The organism is Desulfoluna sp. CLI2B (assembly GCF_056847375.1).
In genome coordinates this window covers 5,789,575-5,803,884 of the sequence record NZ_CP186557.1, presented here as the reverse complement: position 1 = coordinate 5,803,884, position 14,310 = coordinate 5,789,575, and the positions used below count along the sequence as shown (strand labels likewise).

General features: G+C 58.2%; 14 protein-coding genes. 2 read left to right on the top strand and 12 right to left on the bottom strand.

Annotated elements, in window-relative coordinates; all coding sequences use genetic code 11:
* Nucleotides 1-68: 68 nt before the first annotated feature.
* The 11 genes from ACOYW2_RS26915 to htpG all read right to left on the bottom strand — a co-directional run bounded on the left by ACOYW2_RS26915 (nucleotide 69) and on the right by htpG (nucleotide 8,897).
* A complete protein-coding gene (locus ACOYW2_RS26915; protein ID WP_482768572.1) occupies nucleotides 69-734 on the bottom strand; it encodes a pilus assembly protein PilP in 666 nt (221 codons plus the stop codon).
* Between the two features lie 41 nt (nucleotides 735-775).
* Nucleotides 776-1,384, bottom strand: coding sequence for a type IV pilus inner membrane component PilO (locus ACOYW2_RS26910; protein ID WP_180138815.1), 609 nt, complete (start codon nucleotides 1,382-1,384; stop codon nucleotides 776-778).
* A complete protein-coding gene (locus ACOYW2_RS26905; RefSeq protein WP_482414303.1) occupies nucleotides 1,381-1,893 on the bottom strand; it encodes a PilN domain-containing protein in 513 nt (170 codons plus the stop codon). Before ACOYW2_RS26905 ends, ACOYW2_RS26910 begins: the two co-directional genes overlap by 4 nt.
* Before the next feature lie 71 nt (nucleotides 1,894-1,964).
* Nucleotides 1,965-2,465, bottom strand: a complete 501-nt coding sequence (pilM, locus tag ACOYW2_RS26900; RefSeq protein WP_482420739.1) for a pilus assembly protein PilM — start codon at nucleotides 2,463-2,465, stop codon at nucleotides 1,965-1,967.
* Nucleotides 2,426-3,034, bottom strand: coding sequence for a type IV pilus biogenesis protein PilM (pilM, locus tag ACOYW2_RS26895; RefSeq protein WP_482420738.1), 609 nt, complete (start codon nucleotides 3,032-3,034; stop codon nucleotides 2,426-2,428). The genes pilM (ACOYW2_RS26900) and pilM (ACOYW2_RS26895) overlap by 40 nt, the downstream gene beginning before the upstream one ends.
* Before the next feature lie 745 nt (nucleotides 3,035-3,779).
* Nucleotides 3,780-4,466 (bottom strand): tetratricopeptide repeat protein, encoded by a 687-nt coding sequence (locus tag ACOYW2_RS26890; protein ID WP_482768571.1) that lies wholly within the window; start codon nucleotides 4,464-4,466, stop codon nucleotides 3,780-3,782.
* 50 nt (nucleotides 4,467-4,516) lie between these two features.
* Nucleotides 4,517-5,515: an adenosine kinase gene (locus ACOYW2_RS26885; RefSeq protein WP_482768570.1), complete on the bottom strand. Its 999-nt coding sequence runs from the start codon at nucleotides 5,513-5,515 to the stop codon at nucleotides 4,517-4,519.
* Between the two features lie 61 nt (nucleotides 5,516-5,576).
* A complete protein-coding gene (locus ACOYW2_RS26880; protein WP_482414299.1) occupies nucleotides 5,577-6,020 on the bottom strand; it encodes an SH3 domain-containing protein in 444 nt (147 codons plus the stop codon).
* A gap of 90 nt (nucleotides 6,021-6,110) precedes the next feature.
* Nucleotides 6,111-6,788 (bottom strand): transcriptional repressor, encoded by a 678-nt coding sequence (locus ACOYW2_RS26875; RefSeq protein WP_482420735.1) that lies wholly within the window; start codon nucleotides 6,786-6,788, stop codon nucleotides 6,111-6,113.
* 191 nt (nucleotides 6,789-6,979) lie between these two features.
* Nucleotides 6,980-7,837, bottom strand: a complete 858-nt coding sequence (locus tag ACOYW2_RS26870; protein WP_482768569.1) for a hypothetical protein — start codon at nucleotides 7,835-7,837, stop codon at nucleotides 6,980-6,982.
* Nucleotides 7,719-8,897 carry a molecular chaperone HtpG gene (htpG, locus tag ACOYW2_RS26865; RefSeq protein ID WP_482768568.1) on the bottom strand — a complete coding sequence of 393 codons (1,179 nt, stop codon included), beginning with the start codon at nucleotides 8,895-8,897 and terminating at the stop codon, nucleotides 7,719-7,721. Before htpG ends, ACOYW2_RS26870 begins: the two co-directional genes overlap by 119 nt.
* A gap of 465 nt (nucleotides 8,898-9,362) precedes the next feature.
* Here htpG and ACOYW2_RS26860 point away from each other — a divergent pair, with 465 nt between their 5' ends.
* Complete coding sequence (locus tag ACOYW2_RS26860) at nucleotides 9,363-10,235, top strand: radical SAM protein (RefSeq protein ID WP_482771092.1); 873 nt, start codon at nucleotides 9,363-9,365, stop codon at nucleotides 10,233-10,235.
* A gap of 252 nt (nucleotides 10,236-10,487) precedes the next feature.
* Entirely contained in the window at nucleotides 10,488-12,497 is a 2,010-nt protein-coding gene (gene tkt / locus ACOYW2_RS26855; protein WP_482768567.1) for a transketolase, read from the top strand.
* 264 nt (nucleotides 12,498-12,761) lie between these two features.
* Here the strand turns inward: tkt and ahcY are convergent, their stop codons facing one another.
* Nucleotides 12,762-14,186: an adenosylhomocysteinase gene (ahcY, locus tag ACOYW2_RS26850; RefSeq protein ID WP_482768566.1), complete on the bottom strand. Its 1,425-nt coding sequence runs from the start codon at nucleotides 14,184-14,186 to the stop codon at nucleotides 12,762-12,764.
* Between the last annotated feature and the right edge of the window lie 124 nt (nucleotides 14,187-14,310).

Below are 14,310 nucleotides of genomic sequence, written 5' to 3'. Positions count from 1 at the left end.
CCGCGAAAAAAACAAAAAGCACGACTGAAGCTGCCTTCCAGCGCAACGTTGAGGTCTTGTCAAACATATTAGTCTTCTCCAAGAGGTTTCTGAAGTTTAAGTTCCCGTGTCCGAACCACAATTTTTCCGAGGAAATTCTCCACTTCTTCTTCAATAACCACCCGGTCCCTGGTGATCTCCACTACCTGTCCCGAGTTAACGCCCATATAGGTTCCCTTACGAACCACATACCCTTTGCCGCCGGTCTCTTCCACCATGGCCATGCTCCGGCCCGGCATGCTCACGATCCCCACGAGTTTCAGCTGGCCGATATCCAGCTTTTCCAAGGGGGTCAACCGGGACATCCTGCTCTGGCGTATCGTGGGACGCGCCTCTCCCTCAACGGCCTGGGAGCTGATGCTGCCCCGTGCGAACAGAGGCTCAAAGGGGTCCACGCGCCCTGCGGGGTCGTAACTTGTTTTCCCGTAGAGCATCTCGTCCGAGGCCTTTTCCGAGAGAACCTCCGGCTTGGAGGCTTTGCCCGAATCAGCCGGTGGCAACCCGGCCACGGCCGGGATCTGCGTCACATCCGCCGCCTCGGGCTCGGGTTTGGCCTTGGCCTTGATCGGCACCGTCTCCTTTTTCGATACCTTGAAGGTCTTGACGGTGTCCCGGGACTGTGATGCGTCGTCCGCCCTGTCACACCCTGAAAAGAGAGGCCCGGCAAGAAACGCAACCGTCACTATCGATGTCATGATCTTTTTTTGCATGGCTCACGATCTTTGTATTTGATGGATTATTTCTTCTTTGCAGGCTCTTTCTTATCGATGAACTTATACGTCACAGCCGTACACTTCGTTGAAATTTTTCCCTCTTTGTACCCGCCGATCTTGATGTCCCGGATGTTGACGATACGGTTCAAACCGGTCACCTTATCCATGAACATCACCGTGTTGTGAAAGTTCCCCTTCACATGCAGGCTCACGGGAATTTCGCCGTAAAACTCCTTGTTCACCTCTTTCTGGGGCTGAAAGAGGATAAACTCAAGCCCCGTGTCCTGGCCGGATTGGGAGATACTCGTCAGAAGCGAGGGGATCTCCTTTTTTTCAGGCAGGGCCCGCATCACTTTCCTGAATTCCGCTTCCTTCATTTTCCACTCCCGCTTGAGGGAGGCCAGGCGGGCGGCTTTTTTCCGGGCTATCTCAAGCTGGGTCCCAAGGGACTGAAGCGTCTGCTTCTGCTGCTTGATCTCTTCGTATTTGGGCAGGATGGAGAAGTAGAAGATCGACCCGATCAGGACGATGCAGGTGATGGCGCAGATGGCGATCCGCTGAATCTTGTCGAGCTCTTCGACCCTTTTGAACAGGGGGTCCATCGACTGAAACGCTGAGGACTTGTTCATCATTTTACCTTCATACCGGTTGCATTGGTGTTTTTTTGTTTCAACTTGGCCCGGGTGCACACGATCTCAAAATTCTTCATGGCCACGCTCTTTTTCGACGCCCCCAGCTTCAGGAACCTCAGGCTTGCGCTGGAAAAATACTCCGATGTTTCGAGTTTCCGTGTGAAATCCGCCACGGTGATCTCGTCCAGGGCCGCTCCCTTGAGGGTAATCGTCCTTCCTGCCTCGTCGTAGCTCTTGATCCACATGCGATCGGGAATCACCAGCTCCGTCATGGCGCTGAGAACCCGGACAGGATCCTTGCGAACCACCTGAAGGGATTCAATGATATCTATTTTCTTCTGAAGCACCTTGTTTTTCTTGTTGATGGCGTCCACCTCACGGGCCTTTTTCTTGAACTTGTTCAGCTCGGCCTGGGTGTCGCTCACCTCCTGTTTATACTTCTCCACCGCCGCCCCCACGCTCAGGGCGTAAGCCCCCATTCCCACCCCGATCAAAATGATCAGGAGCACGAAGATGGACACCTGACGGCGGACATTCTCTTTGGTTCGAGCATCTCGAAAAGGCAGTAAATTGATTCGTATCATTTGTCGTTCACTTTCCTTATCGCAAGCCCCATGCAGATGGCGGCCTGGGGCGCCATCTGCTTGAGATAGTCATCGTCAATGCGCCCGTCTCCCAAATCCACGCCCTTGAACGGGTCGATGGTTTCAACCTCGGTGGAGGTCCTCAGCGCCAGCATCTTTTTGAAATCGGCGATGTTGCCGCCACCTCCGCTGATCAGGATCTTCTGGATCCTCTCCTCGGGGTAGGTGGAATAGAAAAAGTCCAGGGCCCGGCTGATCTCGGTACACCAGTCCGCAATGACGGCCGATTCGATGTCTTTGAGCTCTTCATTGGAGATTCGTTCGCCATTGTTGTTCAGCTTGATCTCCTCGGCTTCGTCGGCAGAACAATCCAGCATGGAGGAAATTTTCTGGTTTGTCTGGCCGCAGCCCAGGGAAACATCCCGCATAAACAGGGAATTTCGCCCTTTGAGAATGTTCAGGGAGGTTTTGCTTGCGCCCACGTCGATGAGGGCCACGAACTGAACCTGCAGATGTTCACCAGCCCCATGTACCCGAGTTCGTAGATGTTCTGAAGGGCAAAGGCGTCCACATCCACGATGCAGGAGGCCAGGCCCGCCATGTCCAGGACATTCACATAATCGGCGATCATCTCTTTTTTGGCGGCCACGAGGAGCACGCTCATCTGGTTGGGGTTGTGCTCACTCTCGCCCATGATTTGGAAATCGAGGTTAACGTCGCTGATATCAAAGGGGATGTACTGTTCGGCTTCGAAGTGGATGGTGGACTGGAGGGCCTCCTCGGTCATGGTCTGGACGTTGATTTTCTTGACCACGACCGAATACCCCCCGATGGAGATGGCTGCGTTGGGGGTCTTGATATTGTAGGCCCGAAGGGCCTCCCGGACGGTTTCCGCCACCTCCTCGGGGTCTCGGATGACCCCCTCCTCGATGGCGCCGCTGGGCATGTCGTAAAGGCCGAACCGCTTTAACGCATACCCGTTTTTCGTATCAGCCACCTCAGCCACCTTGATGGCACTGGACCCGATATCAAGACCGATCAGCTGATCTTTTTTACCAAATGTCATAAGTACACCCTAATACAGGAATGGAATTTTACGGACCTCATGCGCATGCCCCATCGGGCACACGATGACTCCACGGAGGGCAACACGCCGCATCTGCGGTGCAACAGATTTGAATCTCGGATTTTCGCGTTGATGTTGAAACGGAGCGGCGTACGCCTTGCGAAAACCTGTTTATGATTTTATTAATTGTCAGATACATATATTCGAGTATTGCTATAATGAAGTCAAGGGAAATATATAACTCGCTTGGATAACTGACATATATTGTGCAGTAGACAAATTCAAATCAAGATATTGTATTCATAGCTCGCTCTTCATTCCTTTTTTTCATATTATAACAATATCCGACAAAGGTAAAAATGATGGGGTTGATTGTGACGTGACGAGCAACGGCTCCAGGGCCAGGACAATGCCTAAGTCAAGGCGAAAGAGGAGCACATTCCGGAAGATTTGGTGAGTCCTTTAACGCGGCCTATTTCTCAAAAATGGGGGGAACGATCAGGCCAGGACGTGGATAAAGATATACTATATCTTTACGATTATCCACTCGCACATGATTCTGTCAAGGATTTTCCATTGTGAGGCAGGTGAAAAGAGGGGACGATGGGCGTTCCGGGCACTGGGACAAATAAGCAATGCAACGCCCAAACAAAACGGCGCCCAATAAGGGCGCCGTCTCTATCTGTGATCGCGCGGCGGGGCCAAGGCCTGTGGGCCAGGCCAGAGCGGCCTCACCGCAATGCACTTAGTACTGACCGGCGACCTTCTCCGCCGCCAGGTCTTTATACAGAGAGGTCGAAGGGCTCTCGAGGATTTCGCGGTAAAGGGACTCGGCCCCCTGGGTGTCGCCGCTCTTTTCCTTTATACGCGCCAGGAGAAACGTTGCCTCCTCCTGCTTGACAGAGGCCGCACTGGCCCGCACCTTTTCATAAATGGAAGCGGCTTCATCGGCTTTCCCAAGCCCCTCCAGGGCCTGAGCCTGACCACACAGGGCAATGTTCCGAAGGGCACTGCCCGAGTCGAAGCCCTTGGCAGCCGACGCGTACCAGGCGGAGGCGGACTCGAAGTCACCGCTTTCAAAGGCCAGTCCGCCGTACCAGAGCAGCGCGGCGTCGTAGGTGGCGGCCCCGCCCTTTATGCTCGCAAGGGCCTCAGGGGCTTGACCCAGCCATCGCTGCAGGGCAACCTCACGGCCTTCCTTGGCCTCAAGGGCCTGAAAATCCACTTTCAGTGTCTGAAACACCAGGGACGCCTGCCGGGCAGCCTTATGGCGATACAGGCCCATCCCGGCAACCAGGACCAGGCACAGGACCACGCCGGCAACCCCCAGGGTCACCTGGGATTTGTGTTCCCGCGCAGCAACAAGGGTTTTCTCAACAAATTCTACGAACCGATCCTTTTCGGCCACGGCCTGGGGGTTCTCTTTCTGCATCTCGCACCATCCTCCACAATAGTCTCGTCGTAAACCGCCCGCGCCTTGCTTCAGGATGCGGGCAGCGTGTTTCTGATGCGGGCCCATCCCGCCTCGGGGATATCCGCCCCGGTGACACAGCACACCTCATACCCGCAGGCCGAAGCGATGTTGCCGCACGTCTCGGCTGAATAACCCATGACCATGCCGTAAAGGAAACCGGCGGCCCAGAGATCGCCCGCCCCCGTGGTGTCGACAATGGTCCCCCCGGATACGGGCGCGACCTCGGTCACGACGCCACCAACGGCAATGCGGCTGCCGCGGGACCCGAGCTTTAAAACGGCGACATCGGCACACCGACTCATCTCGTCCAGGGCCGCAGCCTCGTCGGAGAGCCCGGTAAAGGCACGGGCTTCGTCTTCGTTGGCGATAAGGATGTCCACAGCAGGGATCACCTCCTCCTTGATAAAGGAGAGGGCCTCTTCCACCACGGTAAAGCTGGCCAAGTCCATGGCCACGAGGGCGCCTGCCTCTTTGGCCGAGGCCAGGGCCTTGGTCATGAGGGACTGGTTGAACACAAGGTAGCCCTCGATGAGGACGATGGCGGCCCCTGCAAATGTCTCCGGGGAGATCTCCTCGGGGGCCAGCTCCGAGGCCGCCCCCAGGTAGGTGAACATGGAACGCTGGGCATCCGGTGTGATAACAGACAGAACGCGCCCCGTGGGGGTATCGGACATCACCAGGTCCGGGGTCACCCCGTTTTGCTTCAGGTCTTTTTCAAAGTGCTCGCCGTAGCTGTCCCGGCCTCGCTTGCCCACAAAGGTGGCAGCCCCGTTCAGACGCCCCACCCCTACGATGGTGTTGCAGGCAGCCCCGCCGGGGACCACCGTCACCTCTGAGGTGACCTTTTCAAGGACCCCGTCGGCAAAAGAGCCGTCCACAAGGGTCATGCCGCCCTTGATGTCGCTGATCCCCTTCAAAAACGCGTCGTCTTCGAACACCAGAAGGTCCATCAACGCAGAGCCCACCCCGACAATGCCCTTTTTTTCTCCGCTCAACTTGTCGTACATAGTCAACAACTCCTGCAACCCCGCCCCGGGTATCAGCGGGGCATTAAAAAAACGGTGCGGCTTACCACACCAGCGATTTGTGAATCCACCCCTTGTCACCGTCAGCGTGCTGGACCTGGATCCAGTTGCCTTTGCGGCTCAACACCTTGAACGGCACCCCGCTGTCCACCACAAACGCCAGGGGCTTCTTGGTTCCCGGCCCCTTTCGGACATTGCATCTCTCTTTTATGGTGATCACGGTGCGGGTCTTACCCACCAGCTTCTTGTAGATCCAGCCGGTGTCGCTTTCGAAATCCTTGACATAATACCAGGACCCGGCCTGGTCCAGAACCAGGAGCGGGTAGTGCTTCTCGACCCCTTTCCAGACAATCTCATGCTCGGTTCCGGGACCGGTTCGCACATTGGCCGACTCTACGCTGACACTGACGCGCTGAGCTGCCGCACACAGGGCGGGTGCCGCCAGCAGCACCGCCAGCACGAAAGGAATCATCCTGCGGATTCGCATCTGTTACTCCGTTTTATGATGGTTGTTGTGATCGAAGCAGACCGGCTGCCCGACGCGCTACGCACCGGGACAGGGCTGGGCCCCTTTCGTTCAGTGGATGGGCTCCACCATGATCTTCTGGGCCATGCCCCGGCCAAGGATGTACCGCTTGTTCTCCACGGCAATGACAAACTGTCCCCGGCCCTGGCTGGTGATCACCTCAATGACGTCTCCCCGCCGGATGCCCATGGACAGCAGGCGGGCCTCCAGGTTTTCACCGCACTGGTACTCTCGAATGATCAGCCTTTCGCCGGGCTTTGCCAGCATAAGGGGCATGAGGGGCACCCTCTTCTTCAGGCAGGCAGAGCAGATGCCGTAGATGTCCATGCGATGCTGAAGCATGTGAAACCCGTGACGGGCTGCGATGGCCTCCTGGAGCCTCTCCAGATGGGCATCGGCAAACTCGGTGATTCCGCCGCATCGGGTGCAGATCATGTGGTCGTGGTGGTCCCCCAGGTGCCGGTGCTCGTAGAGTGTCCGGCCGTTATCGAATCGATTCTCCTGGGCAAACCCGTAATGGCACATCAACTCAAGGGTCTCTCGGAGGAAATCCGTGTCCACCGTGTGCCCCTCTTCGGCCAGGAGCCGGGCCAGGTCATCGGCGGTGATGTGCTCTTCCGTTTTCAGAAACGTGTCAAGAATGGTGAAACGTTCGTCAATATTATCAATCCCCTCTTCCTTGAAGAGGGTGATAAACTGCTGTTTTTCAAGGTCATGAATCTGCATCATTGTCATATGTGCCTCCGCCCCGGAGGATAGTACAGCGTCTATAAGATGTCAACCGACCGAAACAGGTGATCCGCCCTGTTTTCAGTCGCCTTCCAATGGGGCCGCCATGAAAAAAGGCCCGCCCTCCCACGGGGGGAAAGCGAGCCTTGTCTCGTCGGTCGGGATAAGCTGCGGGCGATGCCCGGGCGGCGCTACAGCGCCTTGGCCATCAGGTCACCCACGCGCTTGGAGAAGAGGGCCGGGTCTTCCACGCGTCCCCCTTCGCTGATGATGGCCAGGTCATACAGAAGCTGTGCATGATCCGGCAGCACGGGGTTTCCGGCGTCCTTTTCAAAGAGGGACTTGACCGCGTCAACCAGGGGATGATCCCCGTTGAGCTCCAGAACACGCTTCTGCTTGGGCATCTCCTGGCCCGAGGCCTTCATGATCTTTTCCATGTAGGCGCTCATGCCCAGGGCGTCCCCGGAAAGGCAGGAGACGGAGTCCTTGAGGCGGCTGGAGAGCTTGACCTCTTTGATCTCTTCGTCCAGCTGCTTCTGGAGGTACTCCATGAAGTTCTTGAAGGCCTCTTTCTTGTCGTCATCCACCTCGGTGAGGTCAAGGTCGCCCATTTCCGCGCTCTTGAGCTTCTTGCCGTCGAACTCGGGCAGGGACTGAACCACCCACTCGTCCACGGGGTCGCTCATGAGAAGGACCTCGTAGTCCTTGGCCTTCAGGGCCTCCAGGTGGGGGCTTCCGGCCAGGGAGACCAGGTCTTCGCCGGTGATATAATAGATGAACTCCTGGTCCTCTTTCATGTTCGCCACGTACTCTTCAAGGGAGACATAGGCCCCGTCGGACTTGGTGGTCTTGTAGCGGATCAGCTTGGCCAGCTTGTCCCTGTTGTCGTGATCCATGGGGATACCGGACTTGATGGCTGCGCCGAACTCGTCAAAGAAGGTGTCGTAGCTCTCCTTCTCCATCTTGGTGAAGAGCTCCAGGACCTTTTTCACCAGGTTCTTGCGGATGTTCTGCACCAGACGGTTCTGCTGGAGGATCCCGACCGTCACGTTGAAGGTTCCAGTCGAAGGCTTCACCACCCCCTTCGACGAAGCCCAGGTACTCGGGCATCAGCTCGGTGCAGTCGTCCATGATGAAGACGCGCTTGCAGTAGAGATGGATGCCGTTCTTCTTCTCGCTGTAGTACATGTCCATGGGCGCCTTGGAGGGCACATAGAGCAGGGCATCGTACTCGGTGGTCCCCTCGAACTTCATGTGGATCTTGTCCAGGGGGGCGTTCCAGTCGTGGCTGATGTGACGGTAGAACTCGTCGTACTCCTCGTCGGTGACCTCGCTCTTGGGCTTGGCCCAGATGGCCTTCATGGTGTTGAGGGTCTCGTCGGCGCGGACCTTTTTGGTGGTCTCTCCGATGGGCTTGCCGTCGGAATCCTTGATGATCTCCTCATCGGGAAGGGGCTCGGTCTTCTCCACGTTCATGATCACCGGGTAAGCCACAAAGTCGGAGTGCTGCTTGACCACGCGCTTGATGGCCCACTCCTCGGTGAAGTCCTCTTCCAGGCCCTCTTCCTTGAGCTGGAGAGTGATGGTGGTGCCGTGATCCTTTTTGGCGCAAGTCTCCAGGGTGTAGGCCCCCAGTCCGTCGGACTCCCAGCGTACGGCCTCGCCCTCGCCCGCCTTGCGGGTCTCAACCGTCACCTTATCGGCCACGATAAAGGCACTGTAAAAACCCACGCCGAACTGGCCGATGAGTTCAGGGGCAATGGCGTCGCCCTTCTTGGACTCTTCCATGGCCTTCATAAAGGCCGCGGTGCCGCTCTTTGCGATGGTGCCCAGGTTCTCCACCACCTCGTCACGGGTCATGCCGATGCCGTTGTCCGAGATCACAAGGGTCTTGTTGTCGCTGTCCGGCGTGATGCGAATATGAAGGTCGCCTTCCCCTTCCAGCAGCTCGGTGTGGGTCTGGGCCTCGAAGCGAAGCTTGTCGATGGCATCCGACGCGTTGGAAATCAGCTCCCGGAGAAAGATCTCCTGGTTGGAATAAAGGGAGTTTACGATCAGGTTCATCAGTTGCTGAACTTCCGTTTCAAACTGACGCGTCTCTTTGCTCATGGTCTCTCCTCACATCATGTGTGTTCATGGTTGTTCCGTGGTGCCGCAAGGACGTCCCGCCTCTGTCCGGCGGGCGCCCGAAAAGGCCCGAATATGTTTTCCCTGCCCCCGGCAGAGATATAAACCACATAAAATTTTATGCAGAATCAGGTGATGTCAAGCGCACCGGCCAAAAAAAATCGAAGCCCGGCCCCTGCCTTGAAAGAGCTTGCACCCCGCCATGAATCTACGATAATGTGGCGTAATCATTCAACCCGGAGCCCTTTTCCCGGAACCAGGGGGCCCAAGCCCGTTGATTTTGTTAAGGGTTCAAAAAAATGTGCCGCGCCAGGCATCCCGGCCACCTCCACCGGCCCGGAGCCCGCTGCACCGGATTTATTACGACGACCGAAGCCGCGCCCGTCCAACCCGGGCGGAGAGCGCGCTTCCACACACGATCGGACACACGCTATGAATGAGTACGGCATGGATTATGAAGGCATGATTTTCAGGCCCCCTTCGGAGGCTTACAGCATCCTGCTCCAGGTGACGGTGGGCTGCTCCCACAACAAGTGCACCTTCTGCGAGATGTACAAGGAAAAGCGAATCTTCAAGATCAAAAGCGATGAGCAGATCATGAAGGACCTCGCCTTTGCGGCAAAGCACCACCGCCACATCCGGCGCCTCTTCCTCTGTGACGGCGACGCCCTCATCCTGCCCCAGAAACGTCTGGTGCACATCTTGAAAGAGATCAGACGACAGCTCCCCTGGGTGGAACGGGTGGGCACCTACGCCAACACCAAGAGCATCGCAAAAAAAAGCGTGGAACAACTCAAAGAGCTGAAAGACTTGGGGCTTTCCATCGCCTACATGGGCCTTGAAACCGGTGACGACGAGACCCTTACCGCCATCAAAAAAGGGGCGGACTCCGCCCGCATGATCGAGATGGGCACCAAGATCCGGTCCGCCGGCATCAAACTCTCGGTGACCGTCCTTCTGGGCATCGCTGGCCGCAAACGCTCCATGGTCCACGCCCGGGAGACCGGTCGGGTCATCTCGGCCATCGATCCCGAGTACGTGGGGGCCTTGAGCCTCATGCTCACCCCTGGCACCCCCCTGTACCAGGATCACCTGGACGGCAAATTTCCCGTGCTGGAGCCAGACGAGCTGCTCCATGAGCTGGGTGCCATGATCGCAGCCACCCACATGACCGACGGCCTCTTCCACTCCAACCACGCATCAAATTACCTTCCCATCCGGGCCAAACTGCCCGAAGAGAAGGAGAAGACCCTTGCCCTTATCAATCGGGCCCTTGAGGGAAAAGTGGCCCTGAAACCGGAGCATTTGCGGGCCCTGTAATCCATTGATTTGGTTTGACAAAGGGGAGCGCCCCCTGTAAAACCAGTGGCTCAACGAATCATTCGGGCAAATCGACATCCGCGCCCCCGGAAAGGACGCCTCCCCGCGGAGGAGACCTGAGCCGCGCTTCTGCGTGTATTTAAGGAGCGTTGCCGCGTCCCGTCTCCGGTGAGGCCAGGTGTCGGTCTGCCCCAAGACGTTTGCCATACTCTATTTTTCAGTTTGTAATACTCAGTAAGGAGACAGTACGCCATGAGCGACAGCCAGCTCACCCTTGACGATCTTTGCATCAACACTCTGCGCACCCTGGCCATGGATGCGGTTCAAAAGGCCAACTCCGGCCACCCGGGTGCCCCCATGGGGCTGGCACCGGCCGCCTATGTGCTCTGGACCAAACACCTCGCCCACAACCCCAAAAACTCCGCCTGGCCCGACCGCGATCGATTTGTCCTCTCCGGCGGCCACGGGTCGGCCCTGCTCTACAGCCTGCTCCACCTCACCGGATACGGCCTGAGCCTGGACGACCTCAAGTCCTTCCGCCAGTGGGAGAGCAAGACCCCCGGCCACCCCGAATACGGGCACACCAACGGGGTTGAAGTGACCACCGGGCCCCTGGGCCAGGGCATTGCAAACGCCGTGGGCATGGCCATGGCCGAACGCCACCTGGCTGCCACTTACAACACCGACGAGCACACCATCGTGGACCACCGCACCTACGTGATGTGCGGTGACGGGGACCTCATGGAAGGCGTGGCCCTGGAGGCCATCTCCATGGCCGGCCATATGGGCCTGGGCAAGCTCACCTGTCTCTACGACGACAACCAGATCACCATTGAGGGCGGCACAGACATCGCCTTCACCGAAGACGTGGCAGCCCGCTTCGAAGCCTGCGGCTGGAACACCATCCGCGTAGAAGACGGCAACAACCACGAAGCCATCGACGCGGCCCTCACCGAAGCCAAGTCCCAGGACGAGAAGCCCACCGTCATCCTCATGCGCACCACCATCGCCTACGGCAGCCCCAACAAAGGGGGCACATCCGGTGCCCACGGCGCCCCTCTGGGCGAAGAGGAGATCCTCCTCACCAAAAAAGCCCTGGGCTGGCCCTCCACCGAGCCCTTCTTCGTACCCGAAGAGGCCAAGGCCGTCTATTCCGCCTGCATTGAAAAAGGTGCAGAGGCCGAAAACCAGTGGCAGGAACGTTTCAACGCCTACGCCAAGGCCCACCCCAAGCGCACCAACCAGTGGGTGGACGGCGTCAGCGGCTTCCTCACCTTCGGCTGGGACAAGGAGATCCCCACCTTCACCCCCGAAGACGGCAAGATCGCAACGCGCTCTGCGTCCGGCAAGGTCCTCAACGCCATCGCCCCCAACCTGCCCGGCCTTGTGGGCGGCTCCGCCGACCTGGCGCCCTCCAACAACACCTTCATGAACGACTGCGGTGAGTTCCAGAAAGGCGCTTACGAAGGCCGCAACATCCGCTTCGGCGTCCGTGAACACGCCATGGGGGCCGTGATGAACGGCATGTTCGTCCACGGCGGCGTCCGCCCCTTCGGCGGCACCTTCCTCGTCTTTGCCGACTACATGCGCCCGGCCATCCGCGTGGCCAGCCTCATGAAGCTGCCCATCATCTACGTGTTCACCCACGACAGCATCGCCGTAGGCGAAGACGGCCCCACCCACCAGCCCGTGGAGCATGTGGCCGCCCTGCGCGCCATCCCCGGCCTCACCGTCCTGCGACCGGGATGCGCCTCCGAGACCGCCGACGCCTGGCGTGTGGCCCTCAAGATCACCGACGGCCCCACAGCCCTTATTCTCTCCCGCCAGGGCCTGCCCGTCTCCGACCGCAGCCAGGCCGAGGCTTCAGGGCGCCTACATCCTCAAGGACACCGAGGGAACCCCCGACGAAGGATCTCTATGGCCTCCGGCTCCGAGGTGCACATCACCGTGGAAGCCGCCGAAAAGCTGGCTGAAAAGGGCGTCAAAGCCCGCGTGGTGAGCATGCCCAGCTGGGAGCTCTTTGACATGAACCCCCAGAATTACAAGGATTGGGTCCTCACCCCCGAGGTCAAGACCCGCGTGGCCGTGGAAGCAGGCATCGCCATGGGCTGGGAAAGGTACGTGGGAGACAAGGGCACCGTCATCTCCATGGAGGGATTCGGCGCCTCCGCCCCCGGCGGCACCCTCCTCAAAGAGTTCGGGTTCTCAGCCGACAACATCGTCGAAAAGACCCTGGCCCTCATCGAGAAAAACAAGGCATAGGTTCGCACATGCTCCGGGGCGCGTTCCTCGCGCCCCTTTCAAAAGGCAGCACAATTCAAGAGCCAAAAAGAACCATTCAGTGATAGCCCCAGGCGGCTCTGCCGAGGAGCGCTAAAAAGAACGGAATGGTTACAATAAAAAAGCCCGACACCATTAAATCATGGTGTCGGGCTTTCTTGTTTTTTACGGGCGAGGGCCCAGAGCATTCGCAACCTGGGGTGCAAGGGATTTATCCCCTGCACGCCGGAGGCTGGCTTTTGGCCCTTAGTAACGGTAGTGATCCGCCTTGTAGGGACCTTCCACGGGCACGTTGATGTAGTCTGCCTGCGCCTTGGTAAGGGTGGAAAGCTTGACGCCGAGGCGGTCAAGGTGGAGACGGGCCACCTCTTCGTCCATCTTCTTGGACAGGGTGTAGACCTTCACCTCGTAGTTGCCGGTGGCCAGCTCGATCTGGGCCAGGGTCTGGTTGGTGAAGCTGTTGCTCATGACAAAGCTGGGGTGGCCGGTGGCGCAACCCAGGTTCACCAGGCGGCCTTCGGCCAGGACGATGATGGAGCGGCCTGAGTTCAGGGTCCACTTGTCCACCTGGGGCTTGATGTTGAGCTTGGTGCAACCGTCGTTGGACTCAAGGTAGGCCATGTCGATCTCGTTATCAAAGTGGCCGATGTTGCAGACGATGGCTTCGTTCTTCATCTTCTCCATGTCGGCACCGGTGATGACGTGGTAGTTGCCGGTGCAGGTGACGAAGATGTCGCCCTGGCCCACAGCGTCTTCCAGGGTCACGACCTCAAAGCCTTCCATGGCGGCCTGAAGAGCGCAGATGGGGTCGATCTCGGTGACCAGGACTCGGGCACCGTAACCACGCATGGAGCGGGCGCATCCTTTGCCCACGTCGCCGTAACCGAGGACGATGACCACCTTGCCGGCCAGCATGATGTCTGTGGCACGCTTGATGCCGTCGGCCAGGGACTCCTGGCAGCCGTAGAGGTTGTCAAACTTGCTCTTGGTGACGGAGTCGTTGACGTTGATGGCGGGGAAGAGAAGCTCGCCGCGCTCTTCCAGCTGGTAGAGGCGGTGTACGCCGGTGGTGGTCTCCTCGGAGACGCCTTTGATCTTTTCAGCCATCTTGGTCCACTTGGTGGGATCCACTTTGTAAGCGGCCTTCAGGCGGTCCAGCAGGCACTTTTCTTCGGCGTTGCCGGGCTCACGGTCGAGGAGGGAGGGGTCTTTCTCGGCCTTCACACCTTCGTGGATCAGCAGGGTGGCGTCTCCGCCGTCGTCCACGATGAGGTCGGGACCGCTTCCGTCAGGCCAGGTCAGGGCCATCTCGGTGCACCACCAGTACTCTTCCAGGGTCTCGCCTTTCCAGGCAAACACCTTGGCGGATTCGTTGGCGGCAATGGCTGCGGCTGCGTGGTCCTGGGTGGAGAAGATGTTGCAGGAAGCCCAGCGGATGTCCGCCCCGAGCTCCTTGAGGGTTTCAATGAGCATGGCCGTCTGAATGGTCATGTGAAGGCTGCCGGTGACCTTGAGGCCCGCCAGGGGCTTTTCGGGTCCGTACTTCTCGCGGGAAGCCATGAGGCCGGGCATCTCCAGCTCGGAGAGCTGCATGTCCTTGTTGCCCCAGTCCGCCAGGGAAATATCGGCCACCTTGTGTGAAAGGGTCAAATCGAGTTCCTGAAACGCCATGTCGCGTCCTCCTTAAAGAATGTCTGTAGTCAATGACTGTTTGGTCTTTGGGTTGTTTTAATTCGGTATATATAAAAAGTTTGAACAAATGCCATTTTAAATGCGGATGTGATTTGACCCGAGG